At 41.2% G+C, this 22,195-nt stretch carries 17 protein-coding genes and 1 pseudogene; 6 read left to right on the forward strand and 12 right to left on the reverse strand.

Translation table 11 applies throughout. The features are described from left to right. Nucleotides 1–218: 218 nt before the first annotated feature. Nucleotides 219–1,298, forward strand: coding sequence for an NAD(P)H-dependent flavin oxidoreductase (locus L2D08_RS13090; protein WP_242234287.1), 1,080 nt, complete (start codon nucleotides 219–221; stop codon nucleotides 1,296–1,298). A gap of 153 nt (nucleotides 1,299–1,451) precedes the next feature. On the opposite strand, the gene L2D08_RS13095 is transcribed toward L2D08_RS13090, so the two are convergent. Next, entirely contained in the window at nucleotides 1,452–2,264 is an 813-nt protein-coding gene (locus tag L2D08_RS13095) for a hypothetical protein (protein WP_242234288.1), read from the reverse strand. Nucleotides 2,265–2,466: 202 nt separating this feature from the next. Next, complete coding sequence (locus tag L2D08_RS13100; protein ID WP_242234289.1) at nucleotides 2,467–2,793, reverse strand: ArsR/SmtB family transcription factor; 327 nt, start codon at nucleotides 2,791–2,793, stop codon at nucleotides 2,467–2,469. 48 nt (nucleotides 2,794–2,841) lie between these two features. Between L2D08_RS13100 and L2D08_RS24685 the strand changes: the two are divergent. Beyond that, nucleotides 2,842–2,925, forward strand: a pseudogene (locus tag L2D08_RS24685) (DUF2935 domain-containing protein); the annotation flags it as partial. A 217-nt stretch (nucleotides 2,926–3,142) separates the two neighbouring features. Here L2D08_RS24685 and treP read toward each other — a convergent pair. Further along, the gene (treP, locus tag L2D08_RS13105; protein WP_242234290.1) at nucleotides 3,143–4,582 is read right to left on the reverse strand and encodes a PTS system trehalose-specific EIIBC component; all 1,440 of its coding nucleotides are present in this window, start codon (nucleotides 4,580–4,582) and stop codon (nucleotides 3,143–3,145) included. Between the two features lie 825 nt (nucleotides 4,583–5,407). Between treP and safA the strand changes: the two genes are divergently transcribed. The 3 genes from safA (at nucleotide 5,408) to L2D08_RS13120 (ending at nucleotide 8,574) form a co-directional block, all read left to right on the forward strand. Further along, a complete protein-coding gene (gene safA / locus L2D08_RS13110; RefSeq protein WP_242234291.1) occupies nucleotides 5,408–6,007 on the forward strand; it encodes a SafA/ExsA family spore coat assembly protein in 600 nt (199 codons plus the stop codon). 342 nt (nucleotides 6,008–6,349) lie between these two features. Beyond that, the gene (locus L2D08_RS13115; RefSeq protein WP_242234292.1) at nucleotides 6,350–6,844 is read left to right on the forward strand and encodes a hypothetical protein; all 495 of its coding nucleotides are present in this window, start codon (nucleotides 6,350–6,352) and stop codon (nucleotides 6,842–6,844) included. 512 nt (nucleotides 6,845–7,356) lie between these two features. Then, nucleotides 7,357–8,574, forward strand: a complete 1,218-nt coding sequence (locus L2D08_RS13120) for a Bcr/CflA family efflux MFS transporter (protein ID WP_242234308.1) — start codon at nucleotides 7,357–7,359, stop codon at nucleotides 8,572–8,574. Between the two features lie 288 nt (nucleotides 8,575–8,862). Here L2D08_RS13120 and L2D08_RS13125 read toward each other — a convergent pair whose 3' ends face one another. The 9 genes from L2D08_RS13125 to L2D08_RS13165 form a co-directional block, all read right to left on the reverse strand. Continuing rightward, the gene (locus L2D08_RS13125; protein ID WP_242234293.1) at nucleotides 8,863–9,561 is read right to left on the reverse strand and encodes a CAP domain-containing protein; all 699 of its coding nucleotides are present in this window, start codon (nucleotides 9,559–9,561) and stop codon (nucleotides 8,863–8,865) included. Nucleotides 9,562–10,077: 516 nt separating this feature from the next. Beyond that, a complete protein-coding gene (locus L2D08_RS13130) occupies nucleotides 10,078–10,374 on the reverse strand; it encodes a hypothetical protein (protein ID WP_242234294.1) in 297 nt (98 codons plus the stop codon). Nucleotides 10,375–11,401: 1,027 nt separating this feature from the next. Next, nucleotides 11,402–12,904 (reverse strand): malate:quinone oxidoreductase, encoded by a 1,503-nt coding sequence (locus L2D08_RS13135; RefSeq protein WP_242234295.1) that lies wholly within the window; start codon nucleotides 12,902–12,904, stop codon nucleotides 11,402–11,404. Nucleotides 12,905–13,535: 631 nt separating this feature from the next. Continuing rightward, on the reverse strand, nucleotides 13,536–13,928 hold the full coding sequence (locus L2D08_RS13140; protein WP_242234296.1) for a hypothetical protein: 393 nt from the start codon (nucleotides 13,926–13,928) through the stop codon (nucleotides 13,536–13,538). 427 nt (nucleotides 13,929–14,355) lie between these two features. Next, on the reverse strand, nucleotides 14,356–14,853 hold the full coding sequence (locus L2D08_RS13145) for a MerR family transcriptional regulator (RefSeq protein WP_242234297.1): 498 nt from the start codon (nucleotides 14,851–14,853) through the stop codon (nucleotides 14,356–14,358). A 476-nt stretch (nucleotides 14,854–15,329) separates the two neighbouring features. Next, a complete protein-coding gene (locus L2D08_RS13150; RefSeq protein ID WP_242234298.1) occupies nucleotides 15,330–17,528 on the reverse strand; it encodes a transglutaminase TgpA family protein in 2,199 nt (732 codons plus the stop codon). Further along, nucleotides 17,525–18,721, reverse strand: a complete 1,197-nt coding sequence (locus L2D08_RS13155) for a DUF58 domain-containing protein (RefSeq protein ID WP_242234299.1) — start codon at nucleotides 18,719–18,721, stop codon at nucleotides 17,525–17,527. The genes L2D08_RS13150 and L2D08_RS13155 overlap by 4 nt, the downstream gene beginning before the upstream one ends. Then, the gene (locus L2D08_RS13160) at nucleotides 18,718–19,671 is read right to left on the reverse strand and encodes an AAA family ATPase (protein WP_242234300.1); all 954 of its coding nucleotides are present in this window, start codon (nucleotides 19,669–19,671) and stop codon (nucleotides 18,718–18,720) included. The genes L2D08_RS13155 and L2D08_RS13160 overlap by 4 nt, the downstream gene beginning before the upstream one ends. A 447-nt stretch (nucleotides 19,672–20,118) precedes the next feature. Then, complete coding sequence (locus L2D08_RS13165; protein ID WP_242234301.1) at nucleotides 20,119–20,535, reverse strand: MerR family transcriptional regulator; 417 nt, start codon at nucleotides 20,533–20,535, stop codon at nucleotides 20,119–20,121. A gap of 383 nt (nucleotides 20,536–20,918) precedes the next feature. On the opposite strand from L2D08_RS13165, the gene L2D08_RS13170 reads away from it, so the two are divergent. Beyond that, nucleotides 20,919–21,959: an NAD(P)-dependent alcohol dehydrogenase gene (locus L2D08_RS13170; protein ID WP_242234304.1), complete on the forward strand. Its 1,041-nt coding sequence runs from the start codon at nucleotides 20,919–20,921 to the stop codon at nucleotides 21,957–21,959. Nucleotides 21,960–22,195 lie beyond the last annotated feature (236 nt).

A 22,195-nucleotide genomic window follows, 5' to 3' on the forward strand; every position in this document is an offset into this window, starting at 1 on the left:
TTCAATCGGGCTTAACTGGAGACAAGCCGTTTAAAGAAGCAGCCGTTCAGAAATTTTATGATGTATACAGATTCATAGATCCTCTTCTTTCAAGGTACTCTTCTACATATATATTTTATTGATATCTATAATCACTTTTATATATTATGCTATATATCAAAATAAAGGTATGCTTGAAATATAATAGATGGACAAATAAAAACCATGAGGTGGAACTTATGTTACAGAATGAAATGACAAAACGTTTCAACATTCAGTATCCAATTATACAAGCCCCTATGGCTGGCGGAATCACGACTTCAAAATTAGTGGCTGAGGTTTCTAATACTGGCGGTTTAGGAATGATTGGCGCAGGTTATATGACTCCTGTTCAAACAAGGGAACAGATCAGGGAAACTAAACAGTTAACCCCCAATCCTTTTGGCGTCAACTTATTTGTACCCAATGAATTTCACGTGACAGAAGACCAAGTGCAGTCAGCTAACGAGCTTTTACACCCGGTTTGTGCGCAATTGAATATTGGGCCAGCCGATCACCCTGATATTCCGGAATTCAGCAGTATTTTCGAAAGCTTTATGGAACAAATCAGCGTGATTATTGAAGAAAAGGTCCCTGTTTGTTCCTTTACATTTGGTATTCCTTCCAAGGAAGTAATAGCTGAATTAAAGCAGCATAACATCATCCTTATCGGAACAGCTACCACGGTTAGAGAAGCTATTGAAAATGAAAAATTGGGAATGGATATGGTGGTCGTGCAGGGCAGTGAGGCGGGCGGGCACCGCGGAAACTTTATCGATGGACATCAGGAAAGTTTAGTTGGCTTAATGTCACTGATTCCACAGGCTGTGGACCATGTAAACATTCCTGTTATTGCTGCCGGAGGTATTATGGATGGAAGAGGATTAATGGCATCACTTTGTTTAGGAGCACAGGGTGTACAAATGGGGACAGCTTTCCTGACCTGTGTAGAAAGCGGCGCACACAAGGTACATAAAGAAGCTATTTTAAATGCGGCTGAAGACCAGATGACTTTTACCCGTGCTTTCTCTGGCAAATGGGCAAGAGGCATTAAAAACAAATTTATCCTGGATATGCAGGAGCACGAATTACTTGTACCCGATTTTCCCGTTCAAAATCAACTCACGCAAATGATTAGAAAAACGAGCAGTGCACAAAACAATCAAGACTTTATGTCCATTTGGTCTGGCCAGAGTCCGAGATTGGCTAAAAATCAAACCGTTAAAGCATTCATGAAAGAGATAATAGAAGAAGCGAACAAAATGGGTGTACATATATAACTCTCCTTCGCTTCTTGTTCAGCACAGCTGCTTCCGTCAGAGCATCATTAAAAAGCCGAAATACTTTTTGTATTTCGGCTTCTGTTTACCATGCCCAGCGAGAACAGCGGGCGTTTATTTACAAAAGCGTGACTTGCTCTCCATAGGTTGTGCTTAAAGCTCAAGAGACGGCTGCTCTTTTACTAGTTTAGAAGGATTGTTGATTTTATACGGCACCGGAACATCTACCATAAACTTTTCTTCAACGTCTTTTCCTTTTGGGAAACTCTTTTTGACAATCTTCCCGTCAAACTGAAGATTTTCTCCCGGCTGCAGTTCCAGCTTTTTAAGCGTCTTGCTGTGACTGCACCATGCAAAGCCAACATTCACGGGTTCTTCCTGCCCCTGTACAATCCGAACATTTTCCAGTACGACTACTTCATCATTTTCCTCGCTGAAATGGTTCCAGCTTAGGGCAAACTGCTTCACTGTGGCGGTAAAATGCACTTTCTCTGCCGGCAGTTCAAGAGCAGGCTGCTTCGTCTTTTTGGCTTTAGATGCTGCTGGCTGCGGATTGCCTCCTTCTGCACTTTTCGCTCTTTCTTTTTTGGCAGGAGGTGCAGCATCAGCAGGAGGTTCTCCTCCTTCTGCCACGCTCACTCTGCTTTCTTTCCCGAAATTAGAAGACTGCATATCCTTTAAATAGTCTGGATAAATACAACTTAAATGGCCGTCTTGAAATTCAATGACCAGAATGTTAACGGCGTTCTCGGTGCCATACTCCTCATAGCCTTTTATTGTCACGAGCCGCTTATACGTTTTACCTTTGTACCAAAATTCTTTTTTCGCTTCTTTTGCGGAAGAAAGCCCCCACTCTCTTACCTTTTTCGCATAGTCCTCTTCATTCTCAAACACCTTGTATTCCCCTTTTGGCGGAATATAGGATGTTAAATTTGAATCCTCAATATGGGGATATGTAATAGCCATACATGATACGTCCTCTCTGCTAGTTCTCTCAAAGATATTGTTTATTTTAACAGAAAGTCTACTCTTTTTATCGAGTTTCTTTATAGGATCATCAGCTCTACACTAATCTCGTTCCGTCTTCCGGTAACTATTTTCTCTTCTTTAATAAACCATTCCATAAACAAGACAGCTACATCTTTAAGTAACATAGCCCTTACACCTGCTAATCATTATTACTCTCTACGAATTGTTTTAAGGCGGACAGCTTTTCATCCCAATATTGCTCAAAAAAGGAAAGCCCTTCTTTTAATTCAATCATCGGTTCTGAGTGAAGCCTGTACCGGGTTTCCCGCCCGATCTTTTGACTGATCACAAGGTTGGCATCGGCAAGCACTTGCAGATACTTGTTCACAGCAGTACGGCTTATAGGGAAATGTTCTGTTATAGCAGCAATAGACATTTCCTTGTCAGCAAGTAATTGTAACAGATTGCGACGAGCAGGGTCCGCAATGGTTTGAAATACATCATGCTTAGGCGAAGATGGGTCCATGTTTAAGCCTTCATATATTTTGGAAGCTTTTCTTTGATAATGCTCTCCCATCCGCTCCTGGCCGACCATGTTGTTCGTGAGGCGGAAAGATTTTTACACATCATTGATATGTTTGAAGCCAGCTTAACGAAAGAAAATGAAAGAACAAATAACAATAATGGACAAGGATTCCGTAATATAGGAGGTCCCCGTCTTTATCCTAATACACACTCGTACTGCAAGTGCTGGCCGTAGTGCATGATGTATAACTATTTTGATCATCGAGTCACTCGTTTTGATAAATAAAACGTCAAAGCCTGTCACGTAAGACAAACAAAAAAGAGGGAGAATACCTCTCCCTCTTTGCTGCTTAAGCTGCTTTTTTAGTAAACGTCATTTTTGATACTTTCGTTTTCGCAAAAATAATGGTTAAGATGAGCGGTACCACAATCGCTACAGCCATCGCCACTGCAAACATGATCATGTGCTGGGGCTGGATCGACAGAATACCAGGCAGGCCGCCTACCCCGATGGAGTTTGCCATTACACCGCTTCCTACAGAGATAATCGCAGCAGTCAAAGATCCAATCATGGCTGCTAGGAATGGGAAGCCGTATTTAAGGTTAATACCGAAGATAGCCGGTTCTGTTACCCCTAGGTAGCAGGAAATAGCCGCTGGAATCGATACCTGCTTTTCTTCTTCATTTTTTCTATTAATATAAATCATAGCCAAAACAGCAGAACCCTGTGCAATATTAGACAAAGCAATCATCGGCCATAGGTTTGTGCCGCCAAGTTCACTCATAAGCTGAAGGTCAATTGCATTTGTCATGTGGTGCAATCCGGTAATGACGAGCGGTGCATAAGCAAACCCAAAGATAGCCGCAAACAACCAGCCAAATGATGAAGTTAAACCTGAATACACAACGTCAGAAACAAATGAGCCAATGCTCCATCCGATAGGACCCAGCACTGTGTGCGCAATTAAAACGGTTGGAAGTAAAGCGAAAAACGGTACGACAATCATCGAAATAGCATTTGGAACGATATCACGTAATTTACGCTCTAAGAACGCCAACACAAGACCGGCAAGAATCGCAGGAATCACTTGTGCCTGGTAACCGATCATTTCAATCTGCGCGAAGCCAAAATCCCATACAGGTATATCGCCGGCTTTGGCGCCTGCTACTCCATATGCGTTAAGAAGCTGAGGAGAAACAAGGGTAATACCGAGAACGATACCGAGAATTTGTGACGTTCCCATTTTCTTTGTAATCGCCCATGTGATCCCTACAGGCAGGAAGTGGAATACCGCTTCACCAATTAACCATAAAAACGCATGTACACCAGCCCAAAACTGAGAAACCTCTATCAGTGACTTTGTTCCGTCTTCGAGCATTTTTATGTCACCGATTACATTTCTGAAACCTAAAATCAAACCGCCGACTACAAGTGCCGGAATCAGCGGCGTAAAGATGTCGGCAAGGTGAGCGATCATTCGCTGAAGAAAATTCATATTTTGCTTCGCAGCCACTTTTGCTTCTTCTTTGGAAGCGCTGTCTATATCGGCATATTTAACAAACTCATTAAAGAAGGAAGAAACCTCGTTTCCAATGATAACCTGGAACTGGCCCGCTTGTGTAAAGGTGCCCTTTACAAGCTTAATCGCCTCTATTTCTTTCACATTTGCTTGTTTTGGATCTTTTAGAACGAAACGCATTCTCGTTGCGCAATGTGTAACAGCAGCGACGTTCTCTTTTCCTCCAATGCGTTCCAGCAGTTGTTTCGCTGGATCTGTATACTTACTCATTCCCTTATCCCCCTGATGAATTGGAGTAACTCCAATCCCTTCTTAATTGTATAATAATCAAACCTTTGTATATAGAAGATGTTGACGCTTTCAAACTAACCCTTCCCCTGTATATACAAGCATCTGTTTACGCTTTCATTTTATCTTGTATATACAGGGTTGTCAACAAGGATTTTTAAAATTATTTTCAAAAAAATGAAAGCTTATAAATACGGGGCTGCCTGTATTTACATTGGCCACATCGCTTAACTGGCGCGAATAGAAAAATACCTCCAAGTTGGTTTTTCAGGTAATTACATACCTGCTTTTCAACTTAAAGGTACCTTTATTTGGCTCGCTCTGTGCCGTAAATTAGTGTCTAATCATCATCAGTGAAGCTTAATGTATAGACGATCTGTTTAGTGAAATTTAAGTTCCTATGTGTTAAACGGTGAAATTCACATTTTATAAAAAGAAACAGAGGACCGTTTTAAACTCCTCTGTTTTATTCAATAAAACACCTGTAGTTTGTATTTTTTAACTCTCGCTCAATCACTCGGCTATTTGTTAAGAATGTCAGTCCTTTAGCTGCTTCCGCAACAGCTTCAAATTTCCTCTATAACTGATTTTTAGTTAATAGCTATTCTTCAATAAGATCTTCAACGTTTGCTGGTCATGACGACCTTATATACCGGCTTGTTAAAAATAGTTAACCCAACTAAGTAGATAAATAACAGCATTGCATCATTCTTATTTTAATGGGATAAATTGATTGTTGGTTGACTTCTAGATTTGTGTTTAAATGGAAAAGTCTTATTCAGTCAATCAGGAATTTTAGGAGGAAACATGAAGAAAATTATTGCCGCAACACTGCTTACCGTCTCTCTAATGCCATCTCTTGCCTCAGCAGCCACCACGTATACGGTTCAATCTGGAGATACAATGTGGAAGATTGCCAGTAAATATAAGGTTGGAACCTCAGAAATTATTACAGCAAATCCATCGGTAAAGAACCCAAACATGATTTATCCGGGCCAAACGTTAACCATTCCGACGGTTTCCACAAACGTAACAAATTCGGAAGCAGAAGTCATCCGTTTAGTGAATATTGAACGTCAAAACGCAGGCCTTAAGCCGCTAACACAAAACTGGGAGCTTTCTCGTGTCGCTCGAATCAAATCTCAAGACATGATGAAAAATAATTATTTCGCCCATAATTCACCTACATATGGTACTCCATTTAACATGATGAAAAATTTCGGTATTACATATAAATCGGCAGGAGAAAATATCGCCAAGGGGCAGACCACACCTGCAGCAGTCATGAAAGCTTGGATGAATTCGCCTGGTCATAGAGCAAATATCTTAAACAGTAACTTCACTCAAATTGGTGTAGGCTACGAGCCAAGCGGAAATTACTGGACACAGCAATTTATCCAGAAATAAGAAAAAAGGGCAAGCTAATTAGCTTGCCCTTTTTTGTCTTTGTACTGAAAAATACTTGTTCTGTCGGTATGTATCAATTGATATTTTGCGCATAGTTGAAAAAGAAGGTAAAAAAGAGTCGTTGAACAAAGCCGCTCTCTTCTCTACTAAGACGTTTCGGAGAAAGGTCTTCTATACCTTTCTTTAAATCTTTATCCTAAAGACCAGTATACTAGAACAATAAATGGATGAACATACAAAAAAGCATTAATTTCTATTTTGCCCTAGGGCTCAATATTCTCCTTTTTTCCTTTGCTGCTTTTCAATTGGTATAATAAAAACAAAAACTAAGGAGTTTTATAAGTGAATCACTCAGCTTTGTACCTGGTAACGGATCCAGCAGTTAAACAAACGAATCCTGATCAAAATGTGTTTATGGAATTTGAGCGACTTTATTATGTAACGAATCCCATCAATCGCCATGTAAACTTAATTGGAGAAAAAGCCCTTAGAGAACCTTCTGATGAGCTGAATTTCATTTTCGGTGTTCCAACTGTGAAGGATGTTGCAAAATTGGTAAAGCATGATCGTGCGTTTCGTCAGGCTGTAATGGAAATGTATGATGAAATAGACAGCGAAGATGAGATAAAAATGGATATGATTTTTCGCTTGGTTTCTCTTGATGAGCTGCTAGGATTCTTGGACGGTGCTTCTAAATTGTTTTCCTATATAGGTGATGTATCCGAGCGGTTCATAACCCCCTATCCTAAGCAGATTCTTATACAAGAAGGCCCTTATAAGTGGGATGATGAGGGTTGCTGTTATAAAGAAGTCTTGCCCAGCACAACAATAGACTGAGCTCTTCTGCTTGGTTTTACAATGACAATAAAAAAGAGCTCCCTGTTCATTAAAATACAGACATAATGGATGTAACCATTACAAATAAGTTAACAAATAAGTTAACATATAAAGCTATCATTACCAGGCGGAAAATCTCTTTCCGCTCTTTGTGATAGTCACATCCAATAGATGCTCCTACATGAAAAGCAATTCCCCTTCTTCCTGCAACTGCTTTGTCTCTCCTATTTTCTCGGGCATTTAAAAGGCCTTATTTTCCCTTTCCTGCTGTTGAAGCTTCTTTATGCTGCCAGTCCAGAAACGATAAACGAAAAATACAACCACCAGATTAAAAAGGGCTGTAATCATACCAGGTGGTTTGCGGAAATCGCCTATCCCCCGGATCAATTCAATCGCTCAACTTAGTGTACATGCAAATCATTAGATCAAGCTAATTGCTTCTTCTTCTCATGATTCAGTATACTTGCAAAGGAATATAAAACGCTGAATCAATGAAAGAAAGGTTTGTGAACATGCAAAAAAACTCATTTAAAAAACGGATGGAACTGGCGATTATGCTTAGTATGCTGGGTGCTCTGGGCCCGCTGAACATTGATATGTACTTGCCTGCATTCCCTGATATTGCAGGAGACTTAGAGGCACACGCTTCTCTTGTTCAAATGAGCCTTACGGCGTGCTTAGTCGGACTGGCTGTCGGCCAACTTATCATCGGGCCAATCAGTGATGCCCAAGGCCGCAGAAAGCCGCTTCTTATCTCAGTTACACTATTTGTAATAGCCACGTTATTATGTGCCCTCGCTCCATCCATTGAAATTTTAATTGCTGGCCGCTTACTGCAAGGACTTACCGCTTCCGCTGGAATTGTCATATCGCGGGCAATCGTCCGTGACATTTTCAGTGGAAAGGAATTAACAAAGTTTTTTTCGCTTCTGATGGTTATCAATGCGGTTGCACCCTTAGCGGCACCAATCGCGGGTGGCGGGATTCTATGGTTCTCTTTTGCAACCTGGAAAACGATATTTCTTTTTTTGGCACTTGTAGGGATATTTATCGTGATCCTGCTTTACTTCCGACTGCAGGAAACTCTTTCTATTGAAAATAGAATGCCAAGCTCTCTCAGCCATTCCGTTCGTACAATGGGTGACTTATTCAAAGATCGTTCATTTATCGGCTATGCCCTTGCACTAGGTTTTGTACATGGGGGCAGTTTTGCTTATGTATCCGGCACGCCATTTGTGTATCAGGATATTTACGGTGTATCCCCGCAAATGTTTAGCGTACTGTTTGGTATTAACGGGATTGCGATCATTTCAGGAAGCTTTATGGTTGGACGTTTAGCAGGAATAATAGAGGAGAAACGATTATTACAGGGCGGCGTCATTCTCTCCACTTTAGCAGCTTTATTTTTATTCATTATGACCATCATAGAAGGGCCGCTTGCCCTTATCGTTATTCCGATTTATGTGTATATGACAGGTATGGGAATCGTACTTACCAGTTCTTTCACAGTCGCCATTGCCAAGCAGGGGCATCGGGCGGGAAGCGCAAGTGCTTTGCTTGGAATGCTGCCTCTTCTAATCGGTTCTATTATGTCCCCGCTTGCCGGAATAATAGAAGGATCGGCCATACCAATGGGAACAGTCATCTTCATTACATCGCTTATTGGAACTATAGTCTTATTTGCTTTAGGAGAAAAAACTCCCTCTCGCAGAGAAGAAAAAGATATATAAACCATGTTTTTCTTCTTTAACAGCTTATGAATGATCAAAAAATGCTTTTATTTAACGAACTGGTTTCAAGGCTCTCAGCATGAATAACAAGCAGTATAAGAAAGTATTATTCTGCGAATCATGTAAATAAGGATCTGGACCTCAAGGAAATAAGGGCATTATTATGTACAGGGGTGCCGGTACAGCAAAAGAAATAACTGTTTATGATATTTCTTTTATAAAAGCCAACAGTTAATGTAAATGTAAAAAAACCGCCAGATAAAATCTAGCGGTTTTTTCTGCATTCGTTTACTTTCCGATAAACATTTGTGTCCAGTGTCCATCTACATAACCCACACCAATATGAGTGAAGTCAGCACTTAAAATATTTTTACGGTGTCCATCGCTGTTCATCCACGCCTTCATTACTTCTTCAGGTGTTTTTTGACCTTTTGCGATGTTTTCACCAGCCGTTTTATACGTAATACCGAATTGCTTCATCATATCAAACGGTGAACCATACGTAGGTGACTGGTGAGAGAAATATCCTTTATTTTTCATGTCTGCTGATTTTGCACGAGCAACTTCGCTTAGTTTTGTATCTAGTTGAAGAGCTTTCAAGCCAGCTTTTGCACGCTCTTGATTTACAAGTTCAAATACTTCCTTCTCAAACTCGTTAACAGAACCAGTAGTTGCTGCTGGTGTTTGAGCTGGTGCCGGAGCTGGAGCATTTGTTGTCGGCGCTTTTGCTGGCTCTTGAGTAGTCGTCGTTGGTGCCTTTACTGGCTCTTGAGTAGTAGTTGTTGGTGCCTTTACTGTTGTTGTTCCTGGTGTTGTCTGTGCCGGTTGTTTAACAAACGAAACAGTTTGTTTGCCATCAATATATTTAATGATTACCTTATATTGAATGGTTTGAACAGTCGGTGTAGCTGCATGTGCTTGTCCTGCTGAAAGTAGTCCCAATGAAAGAGCACCAGCTGTAGCGATCATACGTAATTTCTTTTTCAAGTTAATTCCCTCCTGCAATTCCTAGTTGTTTGTCGTGACCCTGTTGCCCGGTCTCTGCCACTAATAATGCAAGAAAAGAGATTGTTCCGCAATAGGTTTTAAACCTCCAATTTTAACTAGAATTCCACAAAAATTCTTTCCATTTTTAAACAAGTCTTCAAACTTAAGCGTAGCTTGGTGCTACAGTCATATCAATTTTAAGGTGAAAAATTATTTTTCATTGCTTGTAATAGAATTGTTATATTTTTTACACAAATGTTTAACCGAAAAACATGATAAAAAGGCGTATCGTGTTTTAAATACCTCATTTAAATCTGCAGAAAAAGTATTTTAAACAGAAAAAATCGAGCCTTTGATGTCTCTGAAGACACGCCAAAGGCTTGATCTCGTTTCCAGCCCGCTCCTGAAGGAATGTGCTTTGCTGCTCAGAAAGTCTGTAAGCAGTAATCATTTATAAACAATTAAAATTATTTACACTGAGCCGCTACCATATCCTCTTTTCACCGCGCCCTTAACTCAACCGTATTGCTTCTTCAGTGCCTCTAAATCCTTACTATAGCATTCTAAGCAGGTCCACGCTTTTCTGCTTTTGAGGCTGATAATATGTTTTCCATTAATATTCATCACATCCGGCTTATAAAACACCACATTCTTTTCTTTATTGCAGTAATCACAAGATTTTAAGGTGATATCAGGCCCCTGTGCTTGATATACGTGTTCAACAAGTCTTATCGGCTCATAGTCAGGTCTGGCGTCCATTACTTTCAGGTTGTTAAGAAATTCATTACCATCATTTCTGCCCGTGCTTTTCATCCAATCATCCTTTCAATTTTTACGCTTATATTAACTTTCATTATTGTCGTATCTATAGAAAAGTATTCAGTAAAAAATATAAACTTGAACTCACTATCCCTTTTTGACTTTCGTGCCTATTATTTTGTTGTTCACATAACGTATTAAGAAAAACTGACTAAACTGTATTTCCCATACAGAGAATCCTATTTAGTAAGACTTCTGTTTTTCTGCATGCCACCCTATTTTTAAAAATAGATATAATAACGCGAAAATCCGCCCAAAAAAGGCTTTTATACACACACATACGTGAATATAAAAGCCTCATAATAATGCTAGAGTTTTTATGACGCTGTACTTTTTGGGCTTTCTTCTACAAAAACTGTGTAAACAGCTTCCCTTTTTATAGGAATACATATATGAATAAGAGACCCAAACACTTGCCATCTTGTTTGCAGGTGTTTGGGTCTCTTATCTCTGAACATGTATCTCTCTTTTTTGGAATTTTGTTAAAAAGAATATTCTTTGTTTAATGCTATAAAGCCTGTGTCTAAACTTATATCTGAGTCTGTAGATGCATCTACACCTGTATCCTAATCTACATTTGAACATAAGTTTGAGGCTATAGGTAAACCTAACCTAAAACTTGAATGCCAGGAAGAAGGTACAAAGAAAATATAAACTCTGTTTTCCCCAAAAACAAAGTATAGGTAAACTTGATGATGACAAAGCTGTATGCCCAACCATAAAAAAACCGCCTTAAGGCGGTTTTAGCTGATTTAACAATACACTTTTCAACATCCTATTGTTTCTTTATAAATTTGTCCTTTTCCTTTACACTACGCGTCCAGATATAGCGAGGTTAATATATCTTTCAATACCGTTTTTACCTGGATTCCTGGGTGGACTGCCTGTACGGCTGCTTCCTGCAGTAAAGATATACTTTCTTTCCTTTCCTGTACGCATTTACTACGAGACCGATTGATTTCTTTGCAGCTTTATCCTGCTGATCTGCATTATCCGCTTTTTTGTTTCTACATATATAGGATTAACTAAAGGATGGCTGTTTTTCACTCAAGCCAAGCACCTGTGCTGTCGAAGTGTGAATTTCATGCAGCAGCTCCGGGTTTTCCATTAGCGACACGCCATAAGAAGGAATCATATCTTTAATTTTCGGTTCCCATTCTTTCATCTGTTCAGGGAAGCATTTTGTGATTACTTCAAGCATAACGTGAACGGCTGTAGAAGCACCCGGAGAAGCGCCAAGCAATGCAGCGATCGACCCATCAGCTGCACTCACGACTTCCGTACCAAATTGCAGTGTTCCTTTGCCACCGGCCTCCGTATCTTTGATCACCTGTACCCGCTGTCCCGCTACGACTAAATCCCAATCCTCGCTTTTGGCATTCGGGATAAACTCACGCAGCTCTTCCATCCGTTTTTCTTTTGACAGCATCACTTGTTGGACTAGGTAGTTTGTTAATGACATATTTTTAGCCCCCGCCGACAGCATGGTTAAGAGATTATCCGGTTTTACGGAAGTGACTAAATCAAGCATTGAACCAGTTTTTAAAAACTTCGGTGAAAAGCCGGCAAACGGCCCGAACAGCAGTGATTTTTGATTGTCGATAAATCGTGTGTCAAGATGCGGCACAGACATTGGAGGAGCACCAACTTTCGCTTTGCCGTATACCTTTGCATGATGCTGCGCTACAACGTCCGGATTATTGCACACCATAAAGATTCCACTTACCGGGAACCCCCCAATATGTTTCCCTTCCGGAATACCGGATTTCTGCAGTAAATGTATGCTTCCTCCCCCGCCTCCGATAAAGACGAATTTCGCCGTATGGGATTCAACCGTACCGCTGTCAAGGTTCCGCACTTTCAATTCCCACGAGCCGTCGCTCGTACGTTTAAGATCATTCACACTATGGTTGTAGTGTAAATCAACGTTTTTGCTTTTCAAGTGATCAAACAGCAGGCGTGTTAAAGCGCCAAAGTTGACATCTGTACCAGAGTCAATTTTAGTTGCCGCTATCGGTTCATCCGCTGCGCGGTTCTGCATAATAAGCGGAATCCATTCCATCAGTTTTTTAGGATCCTCGGAAAACTCCATCCCCTGGAACAGCGGGTTATTTGATAGCTCTTTAAAACGCTTTTTTAGAAACGTTACATTTTCTTCTCCCTGCACTAAGCTCATGTGGGGCAATGGCATAATAAAGTCCTCTGGATTATGTAACAGCCCGCTCTTTACAAGGTAAGACCAAAACTGCATGGACACTTGAAATTGTTCATTAATGTTGATGGCTTTGCTGATGTCTACAGAGCCGTCCGGTTTTTCGACCGTGTAGTTCAGCTCACACAGTGCCGCGTGCCCCGTTCCCGCATTGTTCCATTCGTTAGAACTTTCCTCTCCTGCTTTTGAAAGCTTCTCAAATACTTTGATGTTCCAGTCCGGTACTAATTCTTTCAGAATTGTTCCCAAAGTTGCACTCATGATTCCAGCACCAATTAAGATAACGTCTGTTTTTTTCTGTCTGCTGCTCATTATACCCTTCCTTATCCCCTAAGATTTGTAGAAATGATGCAGGCGCTCCTGCTTAGACGCCACAGCAAGCCAGAGCACAGCCTAGTCATCCTTCTTTTCCAGATCCATTACAAGCAAAAATAGAATATCACTATTCAATCATCACCCTAATTAGTATAACTCTATTAAATGATAAATATAAAATAGTATAACACTATTGTTTGTAGATTAAAATATTTATTTACTATTATTATCCTAGTTATAAGCTATTTAAAAGCTGATAAGAAGTGAGAGGTCCATCCACAATACCTTAAAAACGCAAAAAACAAATCCTTAAGCTACATTCCTCAAGGAGTTAAGGATTTGCTTTGTCATTACCAGTGAACGGCTGCCCTCTAGTTTTCTCCGTTACTTATGATATAGTTCACCTCCATTGTCTGTTGGTCAATCCGTGGAACATTTACACCTGAACTCAAAAAAATGGTTCAGCTGTACCAGCACGGGAAATTTAAAAAAGCGTAAAGATCCCCTTTACGCCTTTTTATATACTTCCTTTCAGTTCCTGTCCTTTTTCCATTAATGTTCTTAATGCTGCAAGACAACCGGAATCCATATTCTCTATCCAATTTAAATAAAGAACGATCAGCTGCTTTTAAACAGTTTGTTTTTTAGGAATCATTTCTAGCTCGAACTGTTGCTTTTCATCATTCGTTAATACCGGCTTAGTTCCACTAAGAGCAAGCTCCATTCGTTCAATCATAAGAGTTAGCCATCCAACTTCACTTTTTATCGCCACTTCAGATGCATCCCAGTTAATTAATCTTTGGGATCGGCGCGCTCTTTTTTCAGCATTTTCCCAATCTGACAGGAGCCCAGCATTGTCTTCTTCCTGGTCCAGTCTGTTTTTTAACAAATAAATATAATGAGCAACAGACTTTATTTCTCTGTGCCTTCTTTCATATGAGCCATGGATATCTAAAACTTTTTTCAATTCATTTGCATGATGAGCCGCTGCTTTGACATAATGCATATTTACTTGCAACATGTTTAGCCCCCTTGATTGTTCTAGATTTAAGTTTTTATTTTGATGCACGATAAACTGCTTATGTAGTCAAATAGGTCACTTTTTATTCAATAAAGCACAAAATGAAAGCGCTTTAATAAATCATAATCCCTCTCGCTTATTTCTTCAATACTTGAAGTGGGTTTTAAGTAAAATTTTTATAGTCATGTGCTAGCTTTTTGTTTTTCCTAGTCCGTTATAAGATTGATTCAGCGAAAAGAATTTGTTTAACGCTTTCAAAATTAATCCATTAAATCAGACTACCGATTATGGAAAATTCTGTTATACACACTGTTCTCTTTCAACAAAAAATTCCCTACAAAAAAGACCATCTCTAAAGAGATAATCTTTTCCGTTAACCCCCCTCTCCAATGAGAGTTTTAAAAGGTATGAAAGGAATTCAGCAATATCACTTTATTTTCCCAAAAAGCCCTCTTCTTTTTTGTTCTGGCTGGTCAGATAAGGCTTTAAACAGCAGACTGCTTGTTCTTCGGACTTCGTATATGACTACATTAATATGATCCATATTACGCTTAAGTTCTTTTTTTAATTCTGCATTCTCTTTTTTGATAGCAGTAAATTCTTCCATTATAGCAGTCAATATTTCATTCGACGCGGCGTTGTTTTGCACTTCAATTTCAGCCGTTTCGTTTGGAAGCACAATAGGTGCAGCGCCCAGCATACCCGCTATATCGTTAATGGGTAATTTAGATGAGGCTCTCAATTCTTTCATTTGTGTTAAAATTGCAACATCCTGCTCAACAAACACACGAGATCTCTTTGGTTTCGCGATTACGTATCCATGTTTCTCAAGTGCGATACTATAATTTCGCACAGTACTCTGGGAGATACCTAATATCGCAGCCACTTCAGTTGTCGTATAGGCTTTCACGATTTCTTTATCCATAACACGAACTCCCTGAAAATTTTTATTATTAACTCTCGAAATAAACTGTATAATTGCGGTAATTAAATGACCGGAAAAACAAAAAGAGCCCCAGCATGTTACAGGATGGGGCTAACCATCCGTAACCGTCTATCACGCCTCAACCGTGACAAACACCTGCTCAAGCCCTTTATACAAACTATTTTATGCGGATAATTTTATCGTATTTTAGTAGCTTTTTCAAGAAGTTTAATTCTTCCTTTATGTCTAAAAGCGCTGCCTGCCCTGTGGGCATTTGTACAAACGAGCAAAGTTCCAATAACAGCAAGCTTTTTAAAAAGATACAAAGGACGCTAGCTTTCTGATTCCTAACGGGGTTGAACTAGCAACCTCTCCCCCTATCTAGGCGGATAATTACGAAAACGGCCGACCATCTGCGGGGGTGTAAATAGCCTGTAGAACCTGACAGCTTTTTTAGAAAAAGCTTCGTAACCCATTTAAGAACTGGTTTTCTTCATAAGGCTTTCCCATTCATTTCTTGCATGGTTCCATGTGCCATTCGGAAGGCGGTCTCTGTATAAATATTGCTCATAATGGGCGGTAAGACCGCTCATTGTGCTGCTGGAAAAATGAGTGTCGATTTCCTTCGCATAGCCGCTCAGCGTCTGGCCTTTTTTTCTCTTCAGTCCAGAGCGGTCCAGCTGGGCAAGAAGAACAAGATATGCTTGTGGGAAATATTGATCCTCTTTCTTTTGTTTAAACATGAAAATGTAATAGAAAGGCAGCCATTTTCTCCGGTACCGGTAGCATAGTGCAGCAAGAATAAGCGCCGCTCCAGCCAGAAAAGCAGTGGTTTTCCAATTCGTTTTCAGAAATGATTCTATAGTTGCCTCCGACGCTTCTCCAGAATCTTCACCAAGATCCTCTTCTGCCTGTGTCGGTTCTTCCACTGCAGGCTGTTCTGGCGTTTCGGCCGGTGTTTCAGTCGATGTTTCTTCGTTTACAGGTGTTTGAGGTATTTCCTCTAATTCTGGAACCGCTGCATTCGTAAACCCCTGTGTCGGTTCAAAAGGCACCCAGCCGATACCCGGAAAGAACACTTCAACCCATGAATGCGCATTTTCACCTGTTACCTGATACAGCTGATTTCCGGATTCTGTCGTTTCCAGGTAAGTTCCTTCTGTGTAGCCCTTTACCCAGCGGGCAGGGATGTCAATCGTTCTTAGCATAACAGCCATCGAGGTTGAGAAATTGTCACAGTAGCCGCGTCTCGTGTCAAATAAAAACTGGGCCACGTAATCTTCACCTTGTGACGGAACAGGCACATCCACCTGCTCATACGTAAAGCCGCTGGAGCTGAAATAGGCTTCAATCGCTTTTGCTTTCTCAAACCATGTTTCATGCTCTTCTGTGATACCCAGCGCCAATTCTCTTATCTGTGGCGGTATATTTTCGGGAAGCTGTGTGTACCTGTCGGCAATGGCTTGAAAAGAAGAGTCGGCTTCCTCTAACGAACTGTTTTGAAGTTCTTCTGCCCGGAAAGAAGCATGTTTATACTGAACGGAATATGATGCAGGCGCTTCTTGTTCATCCCCGTTGATTGCTGTGATTTTACCGTTCCCCTCATTCAGCTCGTATCGGTAGGAGGACGCTGCTTCAATTCTCTCCAGGCCGTGCGGATATGGGATATAGCCATAATCTTCTTCGTTATAGACAATGCTTGTCCTTTCCTCTGAAGGGACTTCCTCTGTAAAAGAGAAAAGGGAAGGCGGTACCCTTCGCCTGAAAGTGAGCGGCTGCTCGTCTGGATTGGAGGAAATCCACCCTTTGCCGGTGTATTCATCTCTCGTATCGACCTTCCAATAATGCTCTTCTTCTACTTCGGCTGTAAAGACCACTTCACTACTAGGCAGAAACGGACCGCCAAGCTCAGAATCATCGGAACGAAATCCACCTCCCCCTGTTTCGTCTGTCGACGTATTGCCTGAACCGCCCAGTGACTTCACGAAGGGAACGGGATTAGGCCAGACAGGGTCTGCTTTAGGAGCAGCAAAGGCAATAGCTGCACTCCCGACAACGAAGACGGCCACCGAAACCATCCATTTCAGCTTCATCATCCTTTGTCTGGAAATCGTTTCAGAGTCTGTCAGCCGCCGGAAAGCCAATATTCCCATCAGGACAAAACCAACCAAAACGGACCGGATGATCGCTGTTTGTGCCGAATAGGGAGAAAACGTATCTAAAACCGTAATAAACACAATTGTAGCGAAAAAAAAGAACAGAATATTACTTCGAATTATCAGCCAATAATGAATTAAATACACAGTAATCAACAAAAGAGAAAAAAACAGCAGCGTCCGGATTGGATCGGACAGCTCCGTCCACCGGCCTTTTAATATCAATCCGGTATTCTGAATCACATCGTCAAAAAACAAATTCATCATCACGCCGAAGCTGCCATAATGAATAAATTGAATACAAAACAGTATATAGACCATTTTTAAAACAGCAGAGACTAGGCGGGGCACTCCTAAAAAAGCCAGTAGCAGTGATCCCGCAATAAAGCCAACAAAAAAGCCGATCGGGTTTGTACCGGTTAACTGTTCGACCGGACGCAGCCACTCCCATAGAAGCAGAAAGCTGAGAACATGCAAAAGAAAAGAATCAATCGTCCACTTTGTACGCTGTTGATTCATGCCCTGCTCACCTCCGAAAAGGCCTTCGCAAATTGACCTTTATGTACCATACACACTTTAATCCCGCGTTCCTGCTGAACCAGCCTGTGTTCCGAAGCAATCTGGCTGCCGGCAGCCAAAAAGACGATTACGAACTGGCCCTGACTTGCATAATAGCGGGCTCGTTCGATCACTTTCTCAGTCAGCTGCGCAGTCACAAGCAAAAGAGTACGGCTCTGCTGGATAAACGCTGTTTCATTTTCCAGGACTTTTGCAAAAGAAACAATAACTGCCTCTTTAATGGTCGCCAGGTGGTAAAAAAGCTGCTGCTCCTGTCCCTCGCCGCCGCGAATCGCAAAACTGCGGCCGTTATCGCTTGCTGTCAGCAGCCCGACTTGTGCACCTGACCGGATGATGCCCTTAATAGCAGAAGCCGTAAACGAAACAACTGTTTCAAACTGCGCTGAAGGCGTGCAATCCATCACAATCATGACATCGTGAGACCGGTACTGTTCGAACTCCTTCGTCATTAAGCTGTTACGTTTCGCCGTGGCTTTCCAGTTGATCAAGGATAATCGGTCACCCGGCTGATAGCTGCGGATGCCGACAGACATAGAAGTGTCCTGGTTTTGATACACCCTTGCTGTCATCGCAGAGCCTTGACCAGCCGAACCAGAAATCGGGCGGTATTGAAGCTCTTCGAAAGAAGGATACACTACTATTTTATTTTCGGTTGGAATCTGTTTTTCTTTTCCAATAAGGCCGAATAAATCGCCTGTTTTTACACGAATTCCCGTGAAGTGGTGTTCTCCTCTCGGCATCCGGCTGATCTCATAGCCCAACGCCAGCTTTTTTTTAAACCCAGGAACTATGACCTTCTTTATCTGCTGTCCAGAGAGTAAGGAGGAGCTGCTGATCATTTCTTCTGCAATGATATAAAAAAGTGGGAATCGGTTTTTCCTTGAAAGTGTGATTTGAACGCGGACCTGCTCTTGGAAAAGAAACTCTTGTTTAGAAAATGTTCTTTCACCTTTAAAGGAAAAAGGATAGAAAAATAACATGAACGCATAAAAAACGATGGGAAGAAAGCTGTAAAATAAGAACCAGCTGACAAATCCTCCTTGAAACATTGCATACGAAAAAGCAAGAACAGTCAGCCCCATTAAAATTAGGAATCGGCGGAATTCTTTTGTTTTCGAGAATGCCCTGCTCATTCGGCCACGTGCCTTTGAACCGGCACTGAAACCAGGCTCAACAATTGCTCAATTACATTTTCGACATCTACCCCTTCAAAACGGGATTCTGGTTTTAAAATAATCCGGTGGGTAAAAACAAACGGAGCGAGATACTGTATATCGTCAGGAAGCACATAGTCTCTGTTATGCATAAAAGCCAGCGCTTGTGAGGCTTTCATGAGAGCAATGGAACCGCGGGGGCTGACGCCTAGGAAAACACTTTTGTGAGAACGGGTGGCCGCAGAAAGTTCAGCAATATACCTTCTGACGGATTCATCTACATAAACACCTTTAATATCGAGCTGCAGCTGCCGGAGTTCCGGAAGGCTGACAACCGGCTGAAGATCTTCAATAGGCGGCACATTTTGAGCTCTCTTTAAAACGTCTATTTCTTCCTCTAAAGTAGGATAGCCCATTTTCATTTTTAATAAAAATCGGTCAAGCTGGGCTTCCGGCAGAGGATAAGTGCCTTCATATTCGACCGGATTTTGTGTAGCCATGACAAAAAACGGCTTTTCAAGCACGTGCGTTGTACCATCCACTGTAATGCTGTTTTCCTCCATGCTTTCGAGAAGCGCAGACTGGGTTTTAGGCGACGTCCGGTTAATTTCATCGGCGAGGATAATATTCCCCATAATCGGACCCGGGTAAAATTGAAAGTCCATATCGCGCGGGTTATAAATCGATACACCCATAATATCGGATGGAAGTAAATCCGGTGTAAACTGGATTCTTCGCAGCTCTGCGCTAATGGACTTTGCCATTGCCCTGACCATCGTGGTTTTTCCGACACCGGGCACATCCTCAAGCAGCACATGGCCTTCGGCGAGAAGCGCCACCAGTGTTAGTTTTGCCACCTCCTGTTTGCCCGCTATCACTTGTTCAATATTTTGAAGAATTTTATCAATCTCAGGATGTAGCTGGTTCATCCGTTCCGTCCCTCCTGGCTTTATGACACAATCAACCCATCTGATAAAAATAGATTGATAAATGATCAGAAATTTCGAGTTATTTCATCCGAATATAAGTGTAACGTATGTGCCTTGTACGGTGTCAAATTTTAACTATCGAATTAAGAAGAAAAACAAGTTCCTATGTTACAGGCTGTGATAAGTAAATCATCGGGGAAAACAGGAGCTGCAGATTTGTTGAAGAGGTTCACTGGGATGGTAGAGAATATTCCTGCTGACACTGATAGTCAAGTGACATTGCAGATGCAGTAGCTCAGCCATTAGTATCCCTGAAAATGTTGTGGCAGGTAAAATCATAACTCGGCCTATGAAACAAATAACTAATTACGTAATCGGCAGTAAATGATACAAACAAAAACCACCTATATTTTATAATAGTGTCTATAAAATATAGGTGGTTTTCTGTTAATTAGTAATGGAACTCCCTACCTTATCGTTTTTATGGATATCTTCCGTTCCTGCATCCAATGCAGTCTTATAATACATACATTTATGTTCAATGACTTCCATTGTTTTTCTTAGTTCTTCCATCTGTGCTTCTACACTAGCTTTTCGTTCCATAAACATGTCATATCTTTGCTGCAAGGTGGAATCCCCTTCAGAACACCAATCAATGAAACTTTTAATTTCCTTAATAGGCATCCCGGTGGCTTTTAAACATTCAATTATTTTTAAAGCGCCGATATCTGATTCTTTAAACAATCGTGTTCCGCTCGGTGTCCGTTCTACAAAAGGCATAAGTCCTTCCTTGTCGTAGTAACGCAAGGTATACACCGTAAGATTCAATTTTTTTGCAGCCTCGCTGATAGAATATGTTCTCATCATTGTCTCCTCTTTTCAAATATCTAAAGTTCGAGTTAACTCCATGTTTTTCAGAAATTTTACCACGGTATTTGCTGAGTGTCAAAATCACTTATAGGGAAAGTAGAAATGGACTCTGCTTAACGGGGATATGCTTACTAAAAAAGAAGGCAGCTAGCTATAGGGCTATACTGATAGTATGATATGAAATCTGTATGGGCGGGAATCTTTTAAAAAATATAAGCTATCCACTTGACCTAGAGTTAACTATAGGGATTAACATTGTTTTGCAAGAGAAAAAAGCAGAGATGGAAATGAATGAAAATATTTTTAACCTGATTTATTCATTTATACCTGGTACAGGCGCATTCTCTTGAAAAATATACATTATAGGAGGATTTTTTATGGTAACTGCTAAAGCACGAGCTGTTGACGGTCCAGACAAACCGTTTCGAGCAGCCGAAATTAAACGACGTGATTTGGATTTGCATGATGTTTTGATTGAAATTAAGTATGCAGGCATATGCCACTCTGATATCCATACTGCTCATGGCGAATGGGGTCCCGTGAACTATCCTCTCGTACCTGGACACGAGATTGCGGGAATTGTCACAGATATAGGAGCCGAGGTCACAAAGTACAAGGTCGGTGACCGGGTAGGAGTCGGGTGTATGGTTGACTCCTGCGGCGAATGTGAGAACTGCCGTAAAGGAGAAGAACAATACTGTCTTAAAGGAAATGTTCCTACCTACGCTGGTGTTGACAAATACGGCGAGCCTACTCAAGGCGGTTATTCTACCCACATTGTCGTAACGGAGGATTTCGTAGTCAGAATTCCTGATAGCATTGAGCTTGACGTCGCAGCACCATTACTTTGTGCAGGCATTACAACATATTCGCCACTAAACCATTGGGGAGCTGGCCCGGGCAAAAAAGTAGCGGTTGTTGGTATGGGCGGTCTTGGTCACATGGCCGTTAAGATTGCACATGCGATGGGTGCGGAAGTCACTGTTCTGTCACAAACCTTAAGTAAAAAAGAAGATGGATTACAATTTGGTGCTGAAAATTACTATGCCACAAGCGACCCAGAAACATTCGTAAAACTTGCCGGAACCTTTGACTTAATTATTAACACGGTAAGTGCAAAAATCGACATTAATGCTTACTTCTCACTGTTAACGCTGGATGGTACTCTAGTAAACGTTGGTGCGCCTGCAGAGCCATTGTCAGTAAATGTGTTCTCTCTCATCGGTCACCGTCGTTCATTTGCGGGTTCAATGATTGGAGGCATCCGTGAGACTCAGGAAATGTTGGAATTCTGCGGAAAACATAATATTGTTCCCAAGATTGAAATCATTTCGGCCGACCAAATTGACGAAGCCTATAAACGCGTATTAGCTTCAGATGTGAAGTATCGGTTTGTGATTGACATCAGCACAATGTGAGTTGCGTAAATAATAAGTTCTAATGTTAATTTCAAGAGTGTCCCACAATTTAAATACAAAAACACCGCCTGAATTGTATTCAGGCGGTGTTTATCTATATAAGAGGAGGTGTCTGTGCAGCACCCTGCCTTTTCCTTATAGGTTTTCCAAAAATCAAGCTCTTTCTCATGGAAGATGATTCCGAAAGAAAAAGAACAGCTTCCGCTGTTCTCCTGTTTTGCCTGGCGGCGTCCTGC

The organism is Domibacillus sp. PGB-M46 (genome assembly GCF_022668875.1).
In the GTDB taxonomy this organism is placed as follows: domain Bacteria; phylum Bacillota; class Bacilli; order Bacillales; family Domibacillaceae; genus Domibacillus.

What these genes read in the sequence shown, in the direction of transcription:
- L2D08_RS13155 (WP_242234299.1), bottom strand. Translation starts at nt 18,721, where the DNA reads ATGAGCAGGGCATTCTCGAAAACAAAAGAATTCCGCCGATTCCTAATT.
- L2D08_RS13170 (WP_242234304.1), top strand. Translation starts at nt 20,919, where the DNA reads ATGGTAACTGCTAAAGCACGAGCTGTTGACGGTCCAGACAAACCGTTT.
- L2D08_RS13145 (WP_242234297.1), bottom strand. Translation starts at nt 14,853, where the DNA reads ATGGATAAAGAAATCGTGAAAGCCTATACGACAACTGAAGTGGCTGCG.
- L2D08_RS13130 (WP_242234294.1), bottom strand. Translation starts at nt 10,374, where the DNA reads ATGAAAAGCACGGGCAGAAATGATGGTAATGAATTTCTTAACAACCTG.
- L2D08_RS13135 (WP_242234295.1), bottom strand. Translation starts at nt 12,904, where the DNA reads ATGAGCAGCAGACAGAAAAAAACAGACGTTATCTTAATTGGTGCTGGA.
- safA (WP_242234291.1), top strand. Translation starts at nt 5,408, where the DNA reads ATGAAGAAAATTATTGCCGCAACACTGCTTACCGTCTCTCTAATGCCA.
- L2D08_RS13160 (WP_242234300.1), bottom strand. Translation starts at nt 19,671, where the DNA reads ATGAACCAGCTACATCCTGAGATTGATAAAATTCTTCAAAATATTGAA.
- L2D08_RS13100 (WP_242234289.1), bottom strand. Translation starts at nt 2,793, where the DNA reads ATGGACCCATCTTCGCCTAAGCATGATGTATTTCAAACCATTGCGGAC.
- L2D08_RS13090 (WP_242234287.1), top strand. Translation starts at nt 219, where the DNA reads ATGTTACAGAATGAAATGACAAAACGTTTCAACATTCAGTATCCAATT.
- L2D08_RS13150 (WP_242234298.1), bottom strand. Translation starts at nt 17,528, where the DNA reads ATGAATCAACAGCGTACAAAGTGGACGATTGATTCTTTTCTTTTGCAT.
- L2D08_RS13095 (WP_242234288.1), bottom strand. Translation starts at nt 2,264, where the DNA reads ATGGCTATTACATATCCCCATATTGAGGATTCAAATTTAACATCCTAT.
- L2D08_RS13165 (WP_242234301.1), bottom strand. Translation starts at nt 20,535, where the DNA reads ATGAGAACATATTCTATCAGCGAGGCTGCAAAAAAATTGAATCTTACG.
- L2D08_RS13120 (WP_242234308.1), top strand. Translation starts at nt 7,357, where the DNA reads ATGCAAAAAAACTCATTTAAAAAACGGATGGAACTGGCGATTATGCTT.
- L2D08_RS13140 (WP_242234296.1), bottom strand. Translation starts at nt 13,928, where the DNA reads ATGTTGCAAGTAAATATGCATTATGTCAAAGCAGCGGCTCATCATGCA.
- treP (WP_242234290.1), bottom strand. Translation starts at nt 4,582, where the DNA reads ATGAGTAAGTATACAGATCCAGCGAAACAACTGCTGGAACGCATTGGA.